Genomic DNA, 22,159 nt, shown 5'->3' with positions numbered 1-22,159 from the left:
CTTGTAATTACGATCATTTATTTTTAACTGCGACAAACACCTTCGTGCTGTAACAACCATGTTTTGATATTACGGTGATATCCCTCTTCATCATGTTGTGCAAATCCCCCAATGCCAGTAGCCGATATGACACGATGACATGGTACGAGAAGTGGGTAAGGGTTTGCGCCACAAGCCCCACCAACTGCGCGCGGGGCAGAGCTTATTTTTTTGGCTAATTCTCCATAGGTAGTCACTTTACCCAAAGGGATTTTTGTGATTTGTTGCCATACCTTATTCTGATAAGGGCTTCCTTTAGGGATCATAGGTAAATCAAATTCAAATGCGGGATCAGTAAGATATTGATTGATTTGTTGGATGGCATTTTCTGCTAACTCATTTTGGGCAGATATGAGAGGGGTACTTTTTGCTACATAAAATACTTCACTCAACATGAGACTGCATTCAAACATCCCTGTCTTAATACCTAGCTTGCCAAAAGGAGCTGGAATAATTGCCGCCCAATTTTCTTCTTGGTCTTTTGCTTTTTTTAATAGGGTTAATTTTTTCATTACTTTAAGTTACACTAATTTTTTCAAATTGAATATAGGACATTGCCATGGGACTAGCTCTACACCTAACATCTTCTGATGGACACACTTTTGATGCCTATGAAACGATACCTACGGGCAAGACGATTGGCGCCCTAGTTTTGGTTCAAGAAATATTTGGAGTTAACACTCACATTCAAGCAACGGCTGATTTATATGCTTCACTTGGCTTTCGAGTAGTGGCAGTGCCAACCATGGACCGCGTTCAAAAAAATGTCAATTTAGGCTATACGCCTGACGATATGCAAGCAGGATCTGCATTAAAAGCTGCTGTCGAAGCCCTTCCAAATCATCCTGTGATGTTTGACTTACAAGCAGCTATTGATCATTTAAAGCCCTTTGGTAAGGTGGGTATTTTCGGTTTTTGCTATGGTGGTCTTCTTACTTGGCGCAGCGCTTGCCAACTCTCCGGTCTATCTGCCGCAGTTCCTTACTATGGTGGCGGTGTGCAAAATGAATCGAGCTCAATCCCGCAATGTCCTGTCATGGCTCATTTTGCAGAGGAGGATTCTTATATTCCGTTAGATACCGTTGAAGCTTTAAAAAAGGCTAGACCTGAAATTGAAGTGCATATCTATCCTGGTCATCATGGCTTTAATTGTGATCATCGCGCATCTTATTTCGGTCAGTCAGCTCAATTGGCAAGAACTCGTACTTTAGATTTCTTCCAAAAGCATTTGGCTAGCTAAATCTTGTTGAGGGCTTTCATTGATTTTCAGTAAAGTTTCCATTCATCCTTAGGTTTGATATAGTTTGTACTCATTTACTCTGAAACACGATTAATCTATGGATACTTTGCTGGAAGATTGGCCATGGTGGGCAAAACTGGCGGCCGTTCTCCTCTTGTTAGCAACCTCTGCTTTTTTCTCAATCACTGAAACCAGCATGATGGCGGCAAATCGCCATCGCCTGAAGCATAAGGCCAATCAAGGTCATCAAGGAGCCAAACTGGCCAATGGTCTCTTAGGTAGAACTGAGGAACTTTTATCGGTCATTCTGATTGGCAATAATGTAATTAATACGTTTGTTCCAGTGCTGATTGCCGGGATTGCACTGCATGCATTTGGTAATAGTGGTTCCGTTTTATCCCTCACAACGGCCTTAGTCGCTTTTTTAATTATTATTTTTTGTGAAATCACACCAAAGGTCATTGGTGCAGCATTTCCAGACCAAATCGCATCTGCCGTAAGTTGGGTCATCCGTCCATTAGTTTGGGTGATGACACCACTGGTTATGTTTGTTAATATTTTTGTCTCGGCGTTACTCAAAATCATGCGCCTAAACACAAAAAACTCCGCAGAAAATCGTCTAAGTCCTGAAGAGCTGAGAAGCTTGGTCCTAGAAACTAGTCACTTTATTCCTTCGCAACACCGAAATATTTTGGTCAATTTATTTAATCTTGAACATATCACGGTGGATGATATGATGACGCCCCGTGCACGAATGGAAACGCTCGATTTATCACGGCCCATCGATGAAGTTCTGCATCAAATGGAAACTTGTTACCACCATAACTTACCCACTACAGACCAAGATCCTGACCGTGTCATCGGCATCTTATCTGTGCGTAAAGTGGTTTCTTTGATAGGTGATAAAGATCTTAATCATGATCAATTTAAAGCCCTTTTAAATGAACCTTACTTTATTCCTAGTGGCACCCAGGTGCTGCAACAAATACGCTTTTTCCAAGAGCTTCAACAAAGAATTGGTCTAGTTGTCGATGAATATGGTGTAGTGCTTGGTTTGGTGACGATTGAAGATATTGTGGAAGAGTTAATCGGAGAATTTACAACCTCTTTACCAAGTCTTGCCAATAAAACACAGTGGCTCAAAGATAATACGTATATTGCTTCGGGTAGCTCCAATTTGCGAGACCTCAACCGACTTTTAGGTCTACATTTACCAACTGATGGCCCTCGGACCCTCAATGGTCTCTTAATTGATATCTTAGAAGAGATTCCGGATAACGATATCAGCCTTAAAGTGGCGGATTGTGTCATGGAAATTATTCAGTTCGATCAACAATCAATTAAAACCGTTCGTATCCACAGACCTCCCAAATCATCCATGCCCAAGCTCGTATGATCGTGCTACTGCTTTATGTTCTTGCTCAACTGCTTTATGTTCTTGCTTTGAGCGGTATTTTGATCATACTCTGTGTGATTGATCTTAAAACATTTTTACTACCCAATCGACTGACTTTAGGCTTACTAGCTTTAGGTCTTGTAATGAATCTCACGCCATTTGGTTTTTGTTCATTTTTGGATGGGCTACTTGGAGCGACTCTTGGTATCAGTCTCATTTATATCCTCAACCTGATCTATAAGAGGCTTCGAAAGACATATGGCATTGGTATGGGGGATGCAAAATTATTAGGCGCGTTAGGTGCCGTTTTTGGCTATGCCCATGTTATACCTATTCTATTTATAGCTTCTCTGGGTTGTTTGGTCTTTCAACTCATCCCTTATTCAAGTAAGAAGCCATCTTCTATAATTGCTTTTGGGCCTTATCTGTGTCTAACAGGTATCGGTTTTTCAATTTATCAATGGCGCTTGAACCTATGAATTTAAGCCTTGAATCATCATACAAACTGGCTTTGACGGGTGGTATCGGCAGTGGTAAAAGCGCCGCGGGGATTGCTTTTGAGAAATTGGGAATACCTGTGATTGACAGTGATGCTATTGCTCATCAAATTACCGCCCCTCATGGTGCAGCTATCAATGAAATCAAATCTATCTTTGGTTCTGAATACTTATCTCCAGAAGGTGCTTTAGATCGAGCAAAAATGCGCTCTTTAGTATTTAATGATCCTCAAGCACTTAAAAAATTAGAGGCAATTACCCATCCACTGATTCGTGAACTGAGTGAGCGTGCGGCTCTTCAAGCTCTTGAAAAAAATCCTCCATATATTATTTTTATGATTCCTTTGCTATTCGAGTCTGCTGGCTGGCAGGGTCGGTTTAACAAAATCGTCGTGGTTGATTGTTCGGTTGATTTACAAATCAAAAGGGTCACTCTGCGAAATCAATTACAACACGAAATGATTGAAAAAATCATTGCCACTCAAACACCTCGGGCGATGAGATTGCAGTACGCAGATTACGTGATCGAGAATAACGGTACTCTTAAGGAACTAGAGGAACAGATTTCTCATACGCATCTCCAGATTTTAAAAAATATAGAGGTATCATAGGATTTTTAGATACTTTTCATATATGATTTAAAAAGTATCGAAAATCAGAAATTAATCTTAGAATAACTGAATATATAAATACAATTAATTCAATGCTTACTTACGAATATCCCTTTAACGAAACTGTTCGCAGCTTATTGCGATTGGAATATCTATTCGAAAGATTAAGCGTTTTTCTAAATTCAGATCACCCAGAACATCATTTAACGGCGATTAGTTTGATTTTTGATATTGGTGAAGTTACTTCGCGTGCTGACTTAAAATCTAGCTTATTAAAAGAACTTGAACGCCAACGTGTCTTATTAAGCTCTTTCCGATCAGAGGCCTCTGTGAATACGCAGGCCCTTGAGTCAACGATTACAGAAATTGAAACTTGTCTTGTCACCCTCAATAATCTGGTCGGTAAGCCCAGTACCATCATGAATGAAAGTGAATGGTTGAGTATGATCCGAACACGTCTGAGTGTTCCTGGTGGCACAAGCCCCATCGACTTACCTAGCTTTTACAGCTGGCAACAGCGGCCAGCTCAGGATCGTCGCGCACAACTGATGACCTATACGCCCGCATTTGCGGATTGGAAATTGACGTGTGATCTCTACTTGAAGTTGCTTCGCCAATCCTCAGAGTTCCATGAAGTAAACTCTGAAAATGGGTCATTTCAACAAATGTTATCTGGCAAAGTCTATCAATTGATTCGTGTACGGATTCAAGAAAACGATCTAATTCCAGAAATTAGTGCCAATAAGCACATGCTTTGGATTCGTTTTCTGCAAAACTCCACAACGGGTAAACCTCATGCTGTGACGCAAAACGTTACTTTTGCCTTAAATCTTTGTAATCTTTGATCAAAGTGGCTGATAAGCCATCTTTTCCATAATAGTAATTGTTGCTGGAAGTAATGGACTGACATCAGCGTCTTGATTGCTTTTCAATGCTTGCCAATGTAATTCTTGTCCTTCAAGTCCTTGAGCTTGGCCCGTCCATTGTCTTACAACCCTTAAGTAGAGTCGCACGTAAGCATGTGGATAATCATGCTCAATCACATCCCACGCTTGACTATCTTGAATCAAAATCCCAAGCTCTTCAAATAATTCCCTTACTAATGCTTGGTGGACTGATTCGCCCTCTTCTAACTTTCCGCCAGGAAACTCCCAATAGTTTTCGTATGGTTTACCTATGGGCCGCTTGGCTAATAAGAACTTCCCCTCCGGTTGAAGAATAATACCTACTGCAACTTCGGTCACTTTTCTTGACTGCAGGGGATGATTCAATTAGTGCGCTCCAGCGTAATGCCTTGCAAATTGCCAAGCAACACGGCCGGACCGTGAACCTCGTTCTAAAGCCCATACCAAAGCTTCAGGCTTGGCGGCTTCAATCGCCTCTTGAGGAACACCAAAATCAGCTAACCAATGCGCCACAATTTCTAGATACTCATCTTGCTTGGGTGGATAAAATGAAACCCATAATCCAAAACGCTCTGATAATGAAATTTTTTCCTCAACTACTTCTCCAGGATGAATCTCTCCATCTGACATATGTCGATAGGACTCGTTATCAGTCATATATTCCGGGAGTAAATGACGTCGATTGGAGGTTGCATAAATTAAGACGTTATCTACTTGAGCAGATAAAGAGCCGTCGAGCGCTGATTTAAGGGCCTTATATCCTGCCTCACCCTCTTCGAAAGATAAGTCATCGCAATACACAATAAAACGCTCTGGACGTGTTGCCAATAGTTCAGTTAAATCTTGGAGATCGGATAAGTGCTCTTTATCCACCTCGACAAGCCTTAACCCATCTTTTTCAAAATAGTTCAAACAAGCTTTAATCAGGGAAGACTTTCCAGTTCCACGAGCACCGGTTAACAAAACATTATTAGCTGGTTTACCAGCCACAAAATGACCGGTATTGTTCATGATGGATTCTTTTTGACGTTCAATACCTTGCAAATCGTCAAAGGATATTGCAGACAAATGTTTGATTGGCTTAAGAAAACCTACACTACCTAAAATACTTTGACGATGCTGCCATTTAAAAGCTTTTGCAGTTCGCCAATCTTCTTGCGTCAGTGGCTTCGGAAAAAAAGCTTCCAAATGCCCTAATAATCTTTCCAAATTGTCAGACATAAATTTACTAGGTTGGTGGACTAGTGATTCCTAAGAACGATAGTCCGCGTTAATCGAAACATACTCATGTGAAAAGTCACATGTCCACATTGTACGTTCAAATGCTCCACGACCTAAATCTACGGTAATCAAAATCTCAGATTCTTGCATGACGCGCTGTCCGTCAGCTTCTACATAGTCAGGATTACGACAACCGTTTTTAGCTACCCAAACATCGCCCAACCAAAGTTGTACACCACTCACATCGAGGTCTAAAATCCCAGCATAACCAATTGCGGCCAAAATGCGGCCTAAGTTGGGGTCGCTTGCAAAGAAAGCTGTTTTTACTAATGGTGAATGAGAAATTGCCTCTCCGACCAATTTGCATTCTTCTAAGCTGTTGCCACCTTTGACATGCACAGTCATGAACTTCGTGGCTCCTTCACCATCCCGCACAATTTGCTGCGCTAATTGCTGGGAAGTCTCTAAAAGCATGGCTCTAAACTCTGAATAGCTAGGACTTTCTTTACTTTCAATCACGAGTCCACTTTTACCTGTAGCCATGATCATGAAAGAATCATTCGTGGAGGTATCGCCATCAATGGAAATGGCATTAAACGATAAATCTGCGATTTCTTGGGTAAGCTCTTGTAATAATGCCTGAGGGACCTGAGCATCTGTGCCAATAAAGCCGAGCATAGTCGCCATATTCGGATGAATCATGCCGGCACCTTTACTGATACCGGTCATTGTTACGGTCTTACCCTCGATGTCTTTTTGCAGCGAGTAAGCTTTGGGTAGTGTATCGGTGGTCATAATTGCATTTGCCGCATCAAACCAAGCATTCGCTTTTAAATCCATTTGCGCTTGCGGTAATACCGTTAAGATTTTTTGTAATGGCAATGGCTCTAAAATCACGCCTGTTGAAAATGGCAGAATTTGATTTTCCTGTAGACCAAGATTCTGCGCAACGGCTTGACAGGTGGCTCGAGCATCTTTTAGGCCAGTCTCACCTGTGCCAGCATTGGCATTACCGGTATTAATAATCAATGCACGGATACCGTTGGCAGTACTCAGATGTTCTTTACAAACTTGTACAGGAGCAGCACAAAAGCGATTGAGTGTAAATACGCCTGCAACGGAAGTATTCTCAGACAAAGTAATTAATAAAACATCTTTACGACCTGGCTTTTTAATACCAGCCATTGCATACCCTAACTGAATACCGGGAACTTCGTGAAGTGAAGATGCTTGTAATTGAGGAAGATTAACTGCCATGTGCTCACCTTAAAAAGAGTTACAGAGTTTACCTAAATTATAGGCATGCTTTAGTGAAACTCTGATGAAGAGCAGGTTAGCTGAGAGCTCCATGACATTGCTTGAACTTTTTACCACTTCCGCAAGGACATGGTTCATTTCTGCCAACCTTAGGTACGGTATTGATGATTGGCTTCATTTTTTGTTCGCTCACTGCACCATCCTCAGGTTCATGGTTGGAGCTAGAAGCATCAGCATGCTGATACTTAACATCACCTAATTTCTCTAAATCGTCCTGAATCGCATCCGTGGCTTGATTTAACTCATCCGCTGAGGCAATACGCACATTCATAATCGTTCTGGTAATGTCTTTTTTTATGGCCTCTAATAACCCTGCATATAACTCAAATGCCTCACGACGATACTCTTGCTTAGGATCTTTTTGTGCATATCCTCGTAAGTGTATCCCTTGTCGCAAATAATCCAGTGCGGCTAGATGTTCGCGCCAATGGGTGTCAAGGCTATACAAAAATACTGAACGCTCAAACGCGGTAAAGGAAGTTCGATCAGCCTGATCAATCTTTTTCAAATACGCCTCTTGAACAGCCTCTTGAACCCAAGCTTGTACATCTTCAACTTCGACCTGGTCTTGATCATTGACTTTTTGAGCTAATTGAACAGAAATACTCCATTCGCTTTCAAGCTCACGCTCCAAGCCAGCGATATCCCACTGCTCCGGCAATGTTTCTTCATCAACATATTGTTGAACAACCTCATTGAAAACATCGACTCGTAAGTTTTCGCTTAATATACTGACGTCCTGCGCCTCCAACACTTGGTTTCTGAGGTTATAGGTTTCACGACGTTGATCATTGGCGACATCATCGTATTCAAGTAATTGTTTGCGAATATCAAAGTTTCGTCCTTCAACTTTACGCTGCGCAGATTCAATTGCTCGAGAAACCATATTGGCTTCAATAGGCTCTCCCTCAGGCATTTTTAGACGATCCATAATCCCTCTTAATCGATCGCCTGCAAAAATACGCAATAAATCATCATCTAAAGATAGATAAAAACGTGATGATCCAGGGTCACCTTGACGACCTGATCGTCCGCGTAACTGGTTATCAATACGGCGACTTTCATGTCGTTCTGTACCAATAATATGTAGTCCACCTGCGGCTACTACTTGCTCATGTAAGCTTTGCCACTCATCTTCAAGTTGTTGAACTTTGCTCTGCTTTTGTGACTCAGTCAAAGTCGTATCTAATTGAATAAAACCAGCTTGTTTTTCAACATTTCCGCCAAGCACAATATCCGTCCCGCGACCCGCCATATTGGTGGCAATCGTAATCATCTTTGGTCGTCCTGCTTGGGCAATAATTTCTGCCTCGCGCGCATGCTGTTTAGCATTTAATACTTGATGATTTAATTTCTCTTTATTCAGTATCGCTGAAATTAATTCAGAATTCTCAATCGAAGTGGTGCCAACAAGAACTGGCTGGCCTCGCTCAAAACAATCTTTGATATCTGCAACGACTGCGTTATATCGTTCCTGAGAAGATTTATATATTTGGTCGTGCTTATCCGCTCTTTTACTGAGTCGATTAGGGGGTATAACAACCGTTTCAAGGCCATAAATTTCTTGGAACTCATACGCTTCTGTATCGGCGGTCCCTGTCATACCTGATAACTTGGCATACATCCTAAAATAATTTTGGAAGGTTATCGTTGCCATGGTCTGATTTTCATTCTGAATCGACACACCTTCTTTTGCCTCAACTGCTTGATGCAATCCTTCTGACCATCTTCTGCCGGTCATTAAACGACCTGTAAACTCATCAACGATCACTACTTCGCCATCTTGAACCACATAATGCTGATCACGATTAAATAAAGTATGAGCCCGCAACGTAGCGAGCAAGTGGTGCATTAATGCAATATTTTGCGGGGCATACAAAGAGTCCCCATCTTTAAGTAAGCCAATTTGTACTAATATATTTTCGGCTTTTTCATGGCCACTTTCGGTCAAAAACACTTGTTGTGATTTTTCATCAATTACATAGTCACCAGGTTTCTCTACTCCAGTTCCATCGGCTTTTTCTTCACCAATTTGTCGGTCCAAATATCCTGGAATGACATTCATTTTGATATACACATCTGTATGATCATCTGCTTGTCCGGATATGATCAAGGGGGTTCTGGCTTCATCAATCAGAATCGAATCTACTTCATCGACGATGGCAAAATTGAGGCCACGTTGTACCCGCTGCCCAATATCGTGCACCATGTTATCGCGCAAATAATCAAAACCAAACTCATTATTCGTGCCGTAGGTAATGTCTGAGCTGTAGGCTTGCTGCTTTTCTTCATGCGACATTTGGGATAAATTGATACCAACACTTAAACCCAAAAATCGATAAATAGTTGCCATCCACTCAGCATCACGCTTTGCTAAATAGTCATTCACTGTAATCACGTGAACGCCTTTGCCACTTAAGGCATTTAAAAATACTGGGAGAGTTCCTGTGAGTGTTTTTCCTTCACCGGTTCGCATTTCTGCGATTTTTCCCTGATGAAGTGCCATGCCGCCAATCAATTGAACATCGAAATGGCGCATTTTTAAGGTTCTTTTACTGGCCTCTCGGACTAAAGCAAATGCCGGAACTAAAATTTCGTCTAATGTCTTACCTTCACCCAGCATCGCTTTGAGTTCTAAGGTTTTGGCCTGCAATTGCTCATCCGTTAAACCCTGAAACTGATCTTCTAAGGCATTAATTTCGTTGACCGTTTTACGATATTGCTTGAGCAGACGATCGTTACGGCTGCCAATGATTTTCTTTAAAAGTCCTGATACCATAATTTTCTTAGATTAAATTTAACTTATGAGTTTATCATTCATAGAAATGCTTCTAAAGAATGTACTTAAAACCCTATTACTCCATTGTATTGCTTGCAAATGACTTATGCCATATTTCAAAAAAAACACTGAAGCACTCGAAATAGCTAAATTATTTGATCCAAGTGCGAGTGAGGGGCCTATCACTCATATTTTTGATGAAATTCAAAAGCGTTATGAACTTCAGTTGGTTTTAGTACAAGCTCTTGGAAAAATGGACTTAGTCCAATATGCCCCTGAAATCTCTTTAGGTGAAATCACCATCGCGGGCGAAATTAAGTTAATGACTCAAAAAGCGGTCTTGGTGAGTAAACTAAAAAATAAATTACCTAGCTTATTAAATTATTTCCGAGAATCTGGTTTTCCCCTCAAGGCAATTCACTTAAAAGTGTCCCCAAAACTGACTCCCATATCAACCTCAAAGGATGATGCGTATCTTCACCACGAACCTTTAGAAGTGAGTCCTGCGAGTAAAGAGGCTTGGCAAAAGTTACTAAAGGAAATGGATGAGGAATCGCCAGTCTATAAAGAAGTAAAAAAACTATTAAAAAGAATTAATTAATCTCTTCGTGTTGTACCTGATAAGCCATTGGAGCATTTGCCATCTGGCTAAAACTAACGATTTCATAGGCATCTGGCTCTTTAAATAGTTGGCGAAGTAACAAATTATTCAAAGCATGACCGGACTTTTCAGCGACATATGCTCCAATAATCGGATAACCTGCCAAATATAAATCTCCAATAGCATCTAATATTTTATGACGCACGAATTCGTCTTCGTAACGTAATTCTTCATTATTTAAAATTCGGTGCTCGTCTAGCACAATTGCATTGTCTAAACTTCCGCCGCGCGCTAAACCAATTTCCCTTAAAGCCTCGACCTCATGAGCAAAACCAAAGGTTCTTGCCCTACCAATTTCCTTGGAATAGCTGGTTTCATTAAAGTCGATAATGCATCTCTGACCTGTCTTATCTAAAGCAGGGTGTTTGAAATCAATCGTGAAATCTAATTTAAAGCCAAAAAAAGGCTCTAACCTTGCAAGCTTGTCACCTTCGACCACTTCAACTATTTTTTTGATTTTGATAAATTTCTTGGGAGCGTTTTGAACAGCAATTCCTGCCGATTGAATCAAGAATAAAAATGAAGCGGCACTGCCATCCATAATCGGAATCTCCTCACCATCAATTTCTACGAGTAAATTATCAATCCCAAGCCCAGCACATGCTGAAAGGAGATGTTCAACTGTAGAAATTCGGCTATCACCGATCTGCAAAACACTCGCCAAACGAGTGTCTGTAATAAATTCTGCCTTCGCTGGAATAGTGATTGGCTCTGCCAAATCAAGACGAACAAAGGTAATCCCTGAATCAATGGGTGCGGGCTTTAAATATAAATTAGAGCGATTACCAGAATGTAAACCAATACCTACTGTTTTGATTGGTTCAGCAATCGTTTGTTGTTTCAACATATATTCTTAGCCCACACCTTTTTTAATTACACATGCGCCATCACAGCTTGCGCACTACTTACTTCAAATTTACCAGGCGCTTCTACTGCGAGATGCTTGACAACACCATTATCTAAAACCATGACATAGCGTTGTGAACGCACGCCTAAACCTTTGGCAACTAAGTCAAACTCTAATCCCAAAGCTTTTGTCCATTCGCCACTACCATCCGCCATCATCCGTACAGTGCTGCCGACCTTCAGGTTATCTCCCCATGCACCCATTACAAAGGCATCATTCACTGAGACACACCAAACTTCATCAACACCTTTTGCTTTTAAAGCTGCAAAATGTTCTACATATCCAGGAACATGTTGTGCTGAACATGTCGGTGTGAAAGCTCCTGGCAAGCCAAAAACAATAATTTTTTTTCCTTTTGTAATTTCAGATACCTGAAATGCATTAGGTCCAATCGTGCACCCAGGAGTCTCCTGGGATATGAATTCATATAGCGTTGCATTTGGTACGGCTTGATTTACAGCAATCATCACTCTCTCCTTTTTAAAAAAATAAACCTCTCACGAACCATGATAGTAGCGCAGTCGTCGTCATTTGGAGGAACACTACCACCAAAAATTCGTAAGAGATTGATCTAAAAGAGTTATTTAATCAGCTTGCTTCCTTAAAAAGGCAGGTATGTCATAAAAATCCGTACCCTTTTCAAGCAAAGTTCTTGCTTGCGGTGAACTAGATGCACCCAAACTTGGTGTCGGTCCTCGATTCGGTGATGGCTTAAATACTGCTGGTATTCCAGATGCAGTTTCTATTGCACTAGTTTCTGGCATTGCTTGACCTAAAGTCGGCATATTAGAAGCGTATCCTGAAGTCACTTGACTTAATGCTTGTGTAGCAATCGGACTAGTTGGTTGAAACGTCTTCAAATCAGCCATCGCAGGTGTTGCATTGTAAGTACCTGTTGCCTGTTCACGCCAAAATACTTCCTCTGGACGCTGTTGATTCTTTTTACCACCGTTTAAGCCAGTTGCCACTACAGTAACGCGGATTGCATCGGCTAAAGACTCATCATAAACAGTTCCAAAAATAATGGTTGCATCTTCGGCAGCATAGCCACGAATCGCTGCCATCACTTCTCTTGTTTCTGAAAGTTTGAGTGAGCGGCTTGCTGTGATATTGACCAACACGCCTCTTGCCCCAGATAAATCTACACCTTCTAATAATGGTGATGCAACTGCTGCTTCAGCGGCTAAACGAGCACGATCAACACCAGAAACAGTAGCGGTTCCCATCATCGCCTTACCTTGCTCACCCATCACTGTTTTGACATCTTCAAAGTCCACGTTAATTAAACCATGTTCATTGATGATTTCTGCGATACCAGCAACCGCATTATGTAAAACATCATCAGCTGCGCTAAAGGCCGTATGCATCTCTGCATCTTCGCCCATTACTTCAAACAGTTTTTCATTCAAAACAACAATTAAAGAGTCCACATATTTCTCTAATTCAGCGGCACCGTTTTCAGCAACTTTTGATCGTTTCGCACCCTCGAAGTCAAATGGCTTACTCACAACTCCAACAGTCAGAATACCCATTTCTTTCGCAATTTGCGCAACAACCGGAGCAGCTCCTGTACCAGTTCCACCACCCATACCCGCTGTAATAAATACCATGTGAGCACCTTGCAATGCATCTGCAATTCTTGCTTTTGCTTCTTGAGCTGCCTGTTCACCTACTTCAGGTTTGGCGCCCGCACCAAGTCCTTTATCACCTAGCTGTAAGTTCAGCTCAGCTTTTGAACGCTGTAATGCTCCAGCATCTGTATTCATACAAATAAACTCAACGCCTTGTACACCACGACGAATCATGTGTTGTACTGCATTGCCGCCCGCGCCACCGACTCCGACCACACGAATGTTGGTCTTGCCAGCAACAGATTCATCTACTATCTCAAATTCCATACTTCCTCCAAGGTTAATTGCTGCTATTGACGACTACATATAAAACAACTTCTTAAAAATTTCCAGTGAACCAATCTCTGAAGCGCCTCATGACGCCACCCAGTGGCTTTGACCTATTTGCCTCTTGACCTTGCATAATTTGCGCACGACCTTCTCTTAACAAGCCAATGCTTGCAGAGTATTTAGGTGTTCGTAAAACATCTTTTAAATGTCCGTTGTAATCAGGTATTCCGATGCGTGCGGGTTTATTAAATATTTCTTCTGCTAATTCAACAATGCCAGGCATACTCGCCGCGCCACCTGTCAATACAACTCCAGAAGGAATCATGTGGGTATATCCGGAATGCTCTAATGCATCCACCACAAATTTAAATAATTCTTCAACCCTGGGCTCAATAACCGCAGCTAAAGACTGTCTTGAAATTGGCTTAGATTCTCTCTCTCCAATACCAGGCACATCTAACATTCCTTGTGGATCAGCAAGGGATTGTTTAGCGCAACCATATTGAATTTTCAAATCCTCGGCATCAACCGTTGGGGTTCTTAAAGCCATGGCAATATCATTGGTAATTTGATCACCTCCGAGTGGAATAACTTCGGTATACCGAATAGAACCTTGTGAAAATACTGCAATATCCGTTGTTCCGCCCCCAATGTCCACCATCACAACGCCTAATTCTTTTTCATCTTCAGTCAGAACCGCTAAGCTTGATGAAAGTGGCTGTACAACTAACTCATTTACTTCTAGTCCACAACGACGTATACATTTAATAATGTTCTGTACGGCACTTTCAGCACCCGTCACAATATGTGTTCTTACTTCTAACTTTTGACCACTCATGCCAATCGGATCACGCACATCTTCTTGGCTATCAATTAAATATTCCTGAATTAACATGTGCAATACTTTTTGATCAGTGGGTACATTCACTGGCTTTGCATTTTCGATCACGCGCTCTACATCTTGCGCCGAAACCTCTTTATCTCGAATTGCATACATTCCCGTACTATTAAAACTCTGTACATGATTCCCAGAAATAATGGCGAATACATGATCAACACGACATTGCGCCATCACTTCAGCTTCTTCTAAAGCTTTTTGAATGGATTTGACGGTATCTTCAATATTAACTACGACACCTTTTTTGATGCCTTTTGAAGCGGTATTGCCAATACCTATGACATCAAAATCACCGTTTTCATGAACATCTGCAACCAAGGCAACAACCTTGGAAGTTCCAATATCAAGACCAACTAATAAGTTACGATTATCTTTACTCATTCACTTTTCCGCCCACCAACAAACTTTGATTTTTTCAAATCCTGTGTATTCTTTTTATTTGAGATATCTGTGACTTCACCACTCATTTCACTATTGGGTATGTTTGAAAATAAGCTTGCGCTTGTATATATTTCCGCGGTTGTTAGGGAATCCTTTTTACTCAGTTCAGACTTATTGGTAGATCTCACTGCAAAACCATTGGCATATCGCAAGTCGATGTAATCCACTTTGTTTGGAAGTTTTTCTTTTACTTCTGGCCAAACTTTAAAAAATCGATCTAATCGATTTTTAATTTGACTTCTATCTTTTTGATCCAGATCTCTTCCAAGTTCAAAAACCATGCCGTTATCCAAACGAGTAGTCCAGGAATATCTCGAACTTAAGGACAAACTGACTACTTTTGTATCTAAAGGTTTAAACCAATTACCTAATTGTTGATAGAGCTCTACAGCTTCTTTATTGCCGTTTGTTGGTCCAGAGAATTCAACTAATCCTTTATCTAATTCAGCTTCTGCCAAATTAACAGTAAATAACTCTCCATAAGAGTTGAGTAATTTAGGGCCATCTTTGGTGCTCCAAATACCGATGGGTTGTTGCTCTTCCAAGGTAATACTTAATCCATTTGGCCATACTCTTCTTACACTGGCTGACCTAACCCATGGCAATTCCTCAAATGCTTTTCGAGCAAGATCTAATCTCACGCTAAAGAAATTTCCACCTAATTGATTTAATACCTGAGTTCTTATAAGTGCTGGACTAACATGATTCAGACTCTGGCCACCTTCTCCTTGAATCTGTATCTGCGCAATCGTAAATACTGGCCTTTGACCAATCCAGAAAAATGCCCATAACAAAACTAATCCTATTAATGAGAACATCAAGAAATGCGTCAGATGCTTCATTCTCTCTTTTGAGTTCCATACTGGTGCGAACATAAAAATGACGATTGCCAAAAGCCCAGAAAATACACTTTTGGCTGTATTCATCAACCACGGCAACAAAACCTCTCCCAAAGAAGGGCTTGGCGTTTTATTTTTAACAGCATTTAAAGAGGAAGCTCTCATATTTTTTCCTCCACAGATTGATTGAGCGTTTGATGAAGTATCCACAACACTAACTTTTCATATGAAACACCTGCTTGCTTAGCTGCCATCGGCACTAGTGAATGCGAGGTCATACCAGGAGAGGTATTCATTTCAAGTAAATATGGTTGGTTGGTATTTTGATCAATCATCACATCAGCCCTTCCCCATCCTGAACACCCTAAAGTTTGATAGGAGCGTATTGCTAAATCTTCAATGGCTTGTTCAAGTTTTGGATCAAGGCTCGGTGGGCAGATGTATTGAGTGTCATTAGAAACATATTTATGGTGATAATCGTAATTAGCATCTGGCGCTTTAATTTTGATCATTGGCAATGTTTGAACTTGCTTACCTTGCCCAACCATAGGACAAGTCAGTTCTTCTCCGATAATGCATTGCTCTGCCATTACATCCCGGTCTAACTTGGCGGCTAACTGATATGCCGCGGGTAATTCTGATGCGTGTTTGACTTTAGTTAACCCAAGTGAAGAACCTTCTCTGGCAGGTTTAACGATTAATGGCAATCCAAGATAATCAATTACCTCATCCCATGTTGAATGCTCATCTAACATCATAAATTTCGGTGTCGCTAATCCTTGGCTTAACCAGATATTTTTAGTCACTTGTTTATCAATTGCCATCGCAGAAGCAAGTACGCCACTACCTGTGTAGGGAATGGATAATTGTTCTAAAAATCCCTGCATCGTCCCATCCTCTCCATAGCGACCATGCAAAGAGATAAATACCCGATCAAATTGTTCTTGAGTCATCGACTCAACTGGTCTGACCCCAGGATCAAATGGGTGTGCATCAATATCTAGATGTTTTAAGGCTTCTAATACGCCACCGCCAGACTGTAATGAAACGTCCCTCTCTCCAGATCGGCCGCCCAATAAAACACCAACACGCCCATAGTCAGATGGATTGAAGCTTGTATATACTTGCTCCACATTCGCGACCCATTGCTGAAGTGTGTTTTGCTTACTCATAACGTCCCTCCACTAATCGGGTAGGAATAGCTGAGATTGAACCCGCACCCATCGTAATCACGACATCGCCATCTTGCACATGACTCATAATACTTTTTGGAACTTGCCTGACATCAGATGTGTAAACCAAATGTTCCGCATGTAATGCTTGCACAGGTTTGGACTTAAGATTGTGATGAATCGCATCAATTAAGCTCGGACTATCTGCACCCTTAATGATTGGCTCACCAGCTGGATACACATCCGTCAAAATAACTGAATCAAAATTTTGCAGTATATGGACAAAATCACCAAAACAATCTCTAGTTCTCGTGAAGCGATGTGGTTGGAATGCCAACACTAATCTTCGACTTTTAAATGCTCCTCTTGCAGCAGCCAAGGTCGCAGCCATTTCTACTGGATGGTGCCCATAATCATCGATTAAAGTAAAGCTTCCACCTGATGGAATATTAATTTCTCCATGACGAGTAAATCTTCGCCCTACTCCTTTGAACTCTTTTAAGGCATGAATAATATCTTTGTCACTAACACCCAGTTCTGTTGCTACGGCAATCGCTGCTAAAGCATTTCTGACATTGTGCACACCGGGCAAATTAAGCTCAATATCAATTGGTCCTGGAACTTGTCCATGCCGTCTAACTGTTTTACGCTCTACCCTGAAGTGCATCATCGCATCTACTGGTCGAACATCTAGAGCCCTTACATCTGCATCCTCAGATAGTCCATATTTCAATATAGACTGTGAAACAAAGGGCAACATATCCCTGACATTGTTGTCATCTACACATAAGATTGCAACGCCATAAAATGGCATTTTTTGAGTAAATTGAACAAATGCTTGTTTTAACTTAGCCATGGAATGTTGATAGGTTTCCATGTGATCAGCATCAATATTGGTGACGACCTCCATCACCGGCAATAGATTTAAAAATGATGCATCAGATTCGTCTGCCTCAGCAACAATAAATTCTCCAGTACCTAAGCGTGCGTTTGCGCCAGCGGATGTTAATTTACCGCCTATCACAAATGTTGGATCTAATTGACCCTCAGCGAGGATCGATGCAACCAAGCTCGTCGTCGTTGTTTTGCCATGCGTACCAGCAATGGCAATGCCTTGCTTGAGGCGCATTAATTCACCTAACATCACAGCACGTTGAATGACGGGTATATGCGCAGCTCTTGCCGCTAAAATTTCTGGGTTATCTCCCGTAACTGCTGTTGATATAACAACCGCCTCGGCACTACCTATATGATCTGCATGATGGCCGATAAAAATATCCGCCCCAAAACCTTTTAATCGCTCAGTACTAGCACTAGCTGCCAAATCTGAACCGCTCACGCGATAGCCTAAATTTAATAAAACTTCAGCGATGCCGCTCATTCCCGCGCCGCCAATACCCACAAAATGAATATGTTGAACAATATGCTTCATGCGAGGCTGACCTCCTTACAAACCTCTGCGACCCTTGCAGTTGCAAATGGCTTCGCCATGTTCAATGCTTGATTTGACATCTCTAATAAGGTGTCACGATTGATCGATTGCAACCACTGAGCTAAGCGGGCTGGAGATAGTTCTGATTGCGGCATCAAAACTGCTGCTTTCGCACGCGATAAAAATTGTGCATTGGATGTCTGATGATCATCCACAGCATGCGGAAATGGCACTAAATAAGAGGCAACGCCACACGCTGCTAATTCAGCAACAGTCATCGCACCTGAACGACAGATGACTAAGTCAGCCTCACCATATGCTTGAGCCATATCATCGATAAATGGTTTAACCTCAGCTTCTACGCCAGCCGCTTGATAGTTTGACACTAAGGTATCTACATTTTTTTGCCCAGATTGATGGGTGATCAAAGGGCGCTCAGCTTGCGGAATCATACTGATTGCCTGCGGCACGATTTCATTTAATGCTTGAGCCCCAAGACTGCCACCAACGACTAGTACTTTTAACGGACCAGTTCGATTGGCAAAACGTACTTCAGGAACTGGTAATTGCAATAAATTTGCTCTTAATGGATTACCAACCCATTCTGCATTCGCTATCGCTTCTGGAAATGCGCATAAGCTTCTTGATGCGAATTTAGATAGCACTTTATTTGCAAGTCCAGCAATTGAATTTTGCTCATGTAAGACAAGTGGATAGCCAACGATAGATGCAACTAATCCAGCAGGGAAGGTAATATATCCGCCCATTCCGAGTAAAACATGAGGCTTTACTTTTCTGATGATGTGTAAGCTTTGTAAAGATGCCTTCAGGAGATGAAAGGGTAATTTCAATTTCGTCATTAACCCCTTACCTCTTAAACCTCCAAACTCGACAGCTTCAAATGAAATGCCTTGTTTGGTAATAATGTTAAACTCCATGCCTTTAGGATTGCCTAACCAATACACTCTCCAACCTTCTAAGCGCAGATACTCGGCCACAGCTAATCCTGGGAAAATATGCCCCCCAGTTCCACCTGCCATGATTAAGATCGCTTTTGAAGATGGTGTAAGCAGTGTCATAGCTTTCCACCTCGCATTAAGACCCGGTTCTCTGCATCAATTTTGAGTAGTACTGCAATGGCAATCATATTGAGCAATAAGGCAGATCCGCCATAACTAACTAATGGCAAGGTTAAACCTTTTGTTGGCAATAGCCCAAGGTTCACACCCATATTGATAAAGGTCTGCCACCCAATCCAAATACCAATCCCTTTTGCCACTAATCCAGCAAAACTTCGATCTAACTGTAAGCATGTCCGGCCAATCATAAATGACCGACGGACGATGTAGTAAAAACCTAAAATAACAATCAATACTCCAACAAAGCCTAACTCTTCACCAATCACCGCAAGAATGAAATCAGTATGTGCCTCTGGAAGATAATGTAGTTTCTCAACACTTCCTCCCAGCCCAGCTCCAAACCATTCTCCTCGACCAAAGGCCATGAGCGAATGGGTCAATTGATATGCTTTTCCTTGTGCTTGCTCGGGATCCCAAGGATCTAAAAATGCCATGATGCGAGCTTTTCTAAAAGGCGATAGGGCAACAATCGTGCTAAACGCCAAGATACCAATACAGATTAAATAACCAAATAGTTTTGCGCTAATTCCACCCAAAAATAAAATACCCATCGCAATCCCTGCGACAACCAAAAATGCTCCCATATCAGGCTCTAAAAGCAATAAGACGCCTACAAATCCAACAATAAATCCCATAGGTAAGAAGCCTTTTACAAATGAATGTAAAAACTCTTGTCGACGCACGGTGTAATGGGCAACAAATAATACACATGCGAGTTTCATTAATTCGGATGGCTGAAAATTCATGAGTCCTAATGGAATCCATCTTCTTGATCCTTTGACTGCATGACCAACCCCAGGAATCAATACAACGATCAATAAAACAATCGTTACAGCAAAAATTAAAGGTGATATGCGATCCCATACTTTAAGTGGTACTTGATAAGCCAATAACCCTGCCACAATCGCGACGCAAATTGAAATCACATGTCTGATTAAATAACTGACACTAGTTTGACTGCCGACACTTCCGCTTCCGTTTGCAATAGATATAGATGCCGAGTAAACCATCACAACACCAAGCAATACGAGCAAGGTCGTTGTCCATAGCAATGGTTGATCCCACTGTGTCATACCGGAGCGGGAATATTTTTTGGTCTTGGTGGCGTCCCTTAATTCTGAACGGAAATCATTAAATCCTTCGCGAATTCCGCCACTAATCCCGTTGCGAGATTTTGACCAGATTCTTGAGAACCCACCCCAACCTTGAGAAACTACATTTTTCATAAGCCCACTCCAATCGCGTGAGTTTGATAGGAAATATTGTCTACAGCACTACTGAAAACCTCCGCACGATGTACATAATCTTTAAACATATCTAAACTTGCACATGCCGGTGAAAGTAATATTTTGTCGCCCGCACGTCCAATTTTGGAGGCTAGATCTACAGCTTCTTCAATCGTTGCCACATGTGAAATAGAAACTAAATTCTCATTCAGTACTGCTTCAATTTGTTGAGCATCTTTACCCAATAAATAGATATGTTTTACAAAACGATGAATAGCATCACTTAACGGTGAAAAGTTTTGCCCCTTACCATCACCTCCAGCAATCAGGATAATTTTCTTTTCACCTAAAGTTGCACCTAGACCATTTAATGCGGCAAGAGTAGCGCCCACATTTGTACCTTTACTGTCGTCGATGTACTCAACATCGTCAATCACGGCAATACTCTGAACTCGGTGCGGCTCGCCGCGATAATCTCTAAGTCCATGCAGTAAAGAGGCCATACTTAAATCAATTGCCTGCCCTAATCCAAGAGCAGCCAAGGTATTGGTGGCATTATGACGCCCCTTAATGAGTAATGCCTCTGTAGGAATCAATCTCTTAATTTGTATTGGTTGCTCATACTCATGAGCAACTTCTTTGGCTCGTCTACGTTTTCTTTGCCCAGATTCTTCATCAGGCATGATCCACGCCAACCAATCAATACCTCCATTCATATCACCTACAATGCCAAATTGATCTGGTTCTTGTGGGGTATCTATGCCAAATGAAATCGTTCTCAAACGATCTCTCGCATCTATATCAACCATCGACATAACTTTTAAATCATCACGATTCAGAATTGGAATAGTAGTTGGGCCAAATATTTTTTTCTTCGAGGCACAGTAGTGATCAAAATCCCCATGCCAATCTAAATGATCTTCCGTAATATTCAAGACGGTCGCAGCGTCAGGGTTAAAGTTCTGGCTATAAAACAACTGATAGCTAGAAAGCTCTAATACCCATATATCTGGTAACTGATGATCTACAAGACATTGGGTCAATTTATCTAAAAGTGATGGGCTAATATTTCCTGCTACGGCAACTGACTTACCGGTTTTGCTAAAAATAACACCACATAACGCAGTGGTTGTGGTTTTACCGTTAGTGCCAGTAATTGCAACCACTTTAGGTTGATAGGCTTGAGTTTCCTTCAGTGCATTAATGGCCTGTGTGAAAAAATCTAATTCACCCCAAATGACGATACCCTGTTCTTTTGCTTGATTCAATAGATTTTCTATCCAACTGTCTAATGGAGAAATACCAGGGCTCAGGGCAATCATCTGAATACCCTGCAAACTGAAGGCACCCTGTTTACCATAGGTAATCTTGATGCCTAAGTCTTGGAACTCTTGTAATTGTTCTTGGATTTTTGATGAAACTACACTTTGTTCTCTCGTATCGTGCATGGCAACTTGTGCACCTTGAGCATGCGCCCATTTAGCCATCGCTTGCCCAGATTCTCCAATTCCCATTACTAGGATAGAAAAAGTCTCGGA

The 22,159-nt window shown here is 41.5% G+C and carries 21 protein-coding genes; 6 read left to right on the top strand and 15 right to left on the bottom strand.

What is annotated here, in order from left to right; genetic code table 11:
* Positions 1 to 23: 23 nt before the first annotated feature.
* On the bottom strand, positions 24 to 551 hold the full coding sequence (locus QMN06_RS01055; protein WP_281970644.1) for a methylated-DNA--[protein]-cysteine S-methyltransferase: 528 nt from the start codon (positions 549 to 551) through the stop codon (positions 24 to 26).
* A 47-nt stretch (positions 552 to 598) separates the two neighbouring features.
* Here QMN06_RS01055 and QMN06_RS01050 point away from each other — a divergent pair, with 47 nt between their 5' ends.
* The 5 genes from QMN06_RS01050 (at position 599) to zapD (ending at position 4,628) form a co-directional block, all read left to right on the top strand.
* Positions 599 to 1,279 carry a dienelactone hydrolase family protein gene (locus QMN06_RS01050; RefSeq protein WP_281970643.1) on the top strand — a complete coding sequence of 227 codons (681 nt, stop codon included), beginning with the start codon at positions 599 to 601 and terminating at the stop codon, positions 1,277 to 1,279.
* A gap of 109 nt (positions 1,280 to 1,388) precedes the next feature.
* Entirely contained in the window at positions 1,389 to 2,675 is a 1,287-nt protein-coding gene (locus tag QMN06_RS01045; RefSeq protein ID WP_281971701.1) for an HlyC/CorC family transporter, read from the top strand.
* Entirely contained in the window at positions 2,672 to 3,154 is a 483-nt protein-coding gene (locus QMN06_RS01040) for an A24 family peptidase (RefSeq protein ID WP_281970642.1), read from the top strand. Before QMN06_RS01045 ends, QMN06_RS01040 begins: the two co-directional genes overlap by 4 nt.
* A complete protein-coding gene (gene coaE / locus QMN06_RS01035) occupies positions 3,151 to 3,783 on the top strand; it encodes a dephospho-CoA kinase (protein WP_281970641.1) in 633 nt (210 codons plus the stop codon). The genes QMN06_RS01040 and coaE overlap by 4 nt, the downstream gene beginning before the upstream one ends.
* Before the next feature lie 92 nt (positions 3,784 to 3,875).
* The gene (zapD, locus tag QMN06_RS01030) at positions 3,876 to 4,628 is read left to right on the top strand and encodes a cell division protein ZapD (protein WP_281970640.1); all 753 of its coding nucleotides are present in this window, start codon (positions 3,876 to 3,878) and stop codon (positions 4,626 to 4,628) included.
* Here zapD and mutT read toward each other — a convergent pair whose 3' ends face one another.
* From mutT to secA, 4 genes are all read right to left on the bottom strand, one after another.
* Complete coding sequence (mutT, locus tag QMN06_RS01025; protein WP_281970639.1) at positions 4,629 to 5,054, bottom strand: 8-oxo-dGTP diphosphatase MutT; 426 nt, start codon at positions 5,052 to 5,054, stop codon at positions 4,629 to 4,631.
* Positions 5,055 to 5,909, bottom strand: coding sequence for an ATP-binding protein (locus tag QMN06_RS01020; protein WP_281970638.1), 855 nt, complete (start codon positions 5,907 to 5,909; stop codon positions 5,055 to 5,057).
* 30 nt (positions 5,910 to 5,939) lie between these two features.
* A complete protein-coding gene (gene argJ, locus QMN06_RS01015) occupies positions 5,940 to 7,166 on the bottom strand; it encodes a bifunctional glutamate N-acetyltransferase/amino-acid acetyltransferase ArgJ (RefSeq protein ID WP_281970637.1) in 1,227 nt (408 codons plus the stop codon).
* A 76-nt stretch (positions 7,167 to 7,242) separates the two neighbouring features.
* A complete protein-coding gene (secA, locus tag QMN06_RS01010) occupies positions 7,243 to 10,005 on the bottom strand; it encodes a preprotein translocase subunit SecA (RefSeq protein ID WP_281970636.1) in 2,763 nt (920 codons plus the stop codon).
* 106 nt (positions 10,006 to 10,111) lie between these two features.
* Between secA and QMN06_RS01005 the strand changes: the two genes are divergently transcribed.
* The gene (locus QMN06_RS01005; RefSeq protein ID WP_281970635.1) at positions 10,112 to 10,606 is read left to right on the top strand and encodes a hypothetical protein; all 495 of its coding nucleotides are present in this window, start codon (positions 10,112 to 10,114) and stop codon (positions 10,604 to 10,606) included.
* Here QMN06_RS01005 and lpxC read toward each other — a convergent pair.
* The 10 genes from lpxC to murD form a co-directional block, all read right to left on the bottom strand.
* Entirely contained in the window at positions 10,599 to 11,513 is a 915-nt protein-coding gene (gene lpxC / locus QMN06_RS01000) for a UDP-3-O-acyl-N-acetylglucosamine deacetylase (RefSeq protein ID WP_281970634.1), read from the bottom strand. The genes QMN06_RS01005 and lpxC overlap by 8 nt on opposite strands.
* A 26-nt stretch (positions 11,514 to 11,539) precedes the next feature.
* Positions 11,540 to 12,040, bottom strand: a complete 501-nt coding sequence (locus QMN06_RS00995) for a peroxiredoxin (RefSeq protein WP_281970633.1) — start codon at positions 12,038 to 12,040, stop codon at positions 11,540 to 11,542.
* A 117-nt stretch (positions 12,041 to 12,157) separates the two neighbouring features.
* Positions 12,158 to 13,471: a cell division protein FtsZ gene (gene ftsZ / locus QMN06_RS00990; protein WP_281970632.1), complete on the bottom strand. Its 1,314-nt coding sequence runs from the start codon at positions 13,469 to 13,471 to the stop codon at positions 12,158 to 12,160.
* A 52-nt stretch (positions 13,472 to 13,523) separates the two neighbouring features.
* Positions 13,524 to 14,753, bottom strand: coding sequence for a cell division protein FtsA (ftsA, locus tag QMN06_RS00985; protein WP_281970631.1), 1,230 nt, complete (start codon positions 14,751 to 14,753; stop codon positions 13,524 to 13,526).
* Complete coding sequence (locus QMN06_RS00980) at positions 14,750 to 15,817, bottom strand: cell division protein FtsQ/DivIB (protein WP_281970630.1); 1,068 nt, start codon at positions 15,815 to 15,817, stop codon at positions 14,750 to 14,752. The genes ftsA and QMN06_RS00980 overlap by 4 nt, the downstream gene beginning before the upstream one ends.
* Positions 15,814 to 16,824 carry a D-alanine--D-alanine ligase gene (locus QMN06_RS00975; RefSeq protein WP_281970629.1) on the bottom strand — a complete coding sequence of 337 codons (1,011 nt, stop codon included), beginning with the start codon at positions 16,822 to 16,824 and terminating at the stop codon, positions 15,814 to 15,816. The genes QMN06_RS00980 and QMN06_RS00975 overlap by 4 nt, the downstream gene beginning before the upstream one ends.
* Complete coding sequence (murC, locus tag QMN06_RS00970) at positions 16,817 to 18,256, bottom strand: UDP-N-acetylmuramate--L-alanine ligase (protein WP_281970628.1); 1,440 nt, start codon at positions 18,254 to 18,256, stop codon at positions 16,817 to 16,819. The genes QMN06_RS00975 and murC overlap by 8 nt, the downstream gene beginning before the upstream one ends.
* A complete protein-coding gene (gene murG, locus QMN06_RS00965; RefSeq protein ID WP_281970627.1) occupies positions 18,253 to 19,335 on the bottom strand; it encodes an undecaprenyldiphospho-muramoylpentapeptide beta-N-acetylglucosaminyltransferase in 1,083 nt (360 codons plus the stop codon). The genes murC and murG overlap by 4 nt, the downstream gene beginning before the upstream one ends.
* Positions 19,332 to 20,621 (bottom strand): putative lipid II flippase FtsW, encoded by a 1,290-nt coding sequence (gene ftsW, locus QMN06_RS00960; protein ID WP_281970626.1) that lies wholly within the window; start codon positions 20,619 to 20,621, stop codon positions 19,332 to 19,334. The genes murG and ftsW overlap by 4 nt, the downstream gene beginning before the upstream one ends.
* Positions 20,618 to 22,135, bottom strand: coding sequence for a UDP-N-acetylmuramoyl-L-alanine--D-glutamate ligase (gene murD / locus QMN06_RS00955; RefSeq protein ID WP_281971700.1), 1,518 nt, complete (start codon positions 22,133 to 22,135; stop codon positions 20,618 to 20,620). Before murD ends, ftsW begins: the two co-directional genes overlap by 4 nt.
* Between the last annotated feature and the right edge of the window lie 24 nt (positions 22,136 to 22,159).

Source organism: Polynucleobacter sp. SHI8 (assembly GCF_027944005.1).
In the GTDB taxonomy this organism is placed as follows: Bacteria; Pseudomonadota; Gammaproteobacteria; order Burkholderiales; family Burkholderiaceae; genus Polynucleobacter.
Note: the sequence above shows the minus strand (reverse complement) of the source record. Positions and strands in the feature narration are given on the sequence as shown.

Bases quoted from the DNA above. Each gene is read 5' to 3' on its own strand.
- QMN06_RS01055 (WP_281970644.1), bottom strand. From the start codon at position 551: ATGAAAAAATTAACCCTATTAAAAAAAGCAAAAGACCAAGAAGAAAAT.
- QMN06_RS01050 (WP_281970643.1), top strand. From the start codon at position 599: ATGGGACTAGCTCTACACCTAACATCTTCTGATGGACACACTTTTGAT.
- QMN06_RS01040 (WP_281970642.1), top strand. From the start codon at position 2,672: ATGATCGTGCTACTGCTTTATGTTCTTGCTCAACTGCTTTATGTTCTT.
- coaE (WP_281970641.1), top strand. From the start codon at position 3,151: ATGAATTTAAGCCTTGAATCATCATACAAACTGGCTTTGACGGGTGGT.
- zapD (WP_281970640.1), top strand. From the start codon at position 3,876: ATGCTTACTTACGAATATCCCTTTAACGAAACTGTTCGCAGCTTATTG.
- QMN06_RS01020 (WP_281970638.1), bottom strand. From the start codon at position 5,909: ATGTCTGACAATTTGGAAAGATTATTAGGGCATTTGGAAGCTTTTTTT.
- argJ (WP_281970637.1), bottom strand. From the start codon at position 7,166: ATGGCAGTTAATCTTCCTCAATTACAAGCATCTTCACTTCACGAAGTT.
- secA (WP_281970636.1), bottom strand. From the start codon at position 10,005: ATGGTATCAGGACTTTTAAAGAAAATCATTGGCAGCCGTAACGATCGT.
- QMN06_RS01005 (WP_281970635.1), top strand. From the start codon at position 10,112: ATGCCATATTTCAAAAAAAACACTGAAGCACTCGAAATAGCTAAATTA.
- lpxC (WP_281970634.1), bottom strand. From the start codon at position 11,513: ATGTTGAAACAACAAACGATTGCTGAACCAATCAAAACAGTAGGTATT.
- QMN06_RS00995 (WP_281970633.1), bottom strand. From the start codon at position 12,040: ATGATTGCTGTAAATCAAGCCGTACCAAATGCAACGCTATATGAATTC.
- ftsZ (WP_281970632.1), bottom strand. From the start codon at position 13,471: ATGGAATTTGAGATAGTAGATGAATCTGTTGCTGGCAAGACCAACATT.
- ftsA (WP_281970631.1), bottom strand. From the start codon at position 14,753: ATGAGTAAAGATAATCGTAACTTATTAGTTGGTCTTGATATTGGAACT.
- QMN06_RS00980 (WP_281970630.1), bottom strand. From the start codon at position 15,817: ATGAGAGCTTCCTCTTTAAATGCTGTTAAAAATAAAACGCCAAGCCCT.
- QMN06_RS00975 (WP_281970629.1), bottom strand. From the start codon at position 16,824: ATGAGTAAGCAAAACACACTTCAGCAATGGGTCGCGAATGTGGAGCAA.
- murC (WP_281970628.1), bottom strand. From the start codon at position 18,256: ATGAAGCATATTGTTCAACATATTCATTTTGTGGGTATTGGCGGCGCG.
- murG (WP_281970627.1), bottom strand. From the start codon at position 19,335: ATGACACTGCTTACACCATCTTCAAAAGCGATCTTAATCATGGCAGGT.
- ftsW (WP_281970626.1), bottom strand. From the start codon at position 20,621: ATGAAAAATGTAGTTTCTCAAGGTTGGGGTGGGTTCTCAAGAATCTGG.
- murD (WP_281971700.1), bottom strand. From the start codon at position 22,135: ATGGGAATTGGAGAATCTGGGCAAGCGATGGCTAAATGGGCGCATGCT.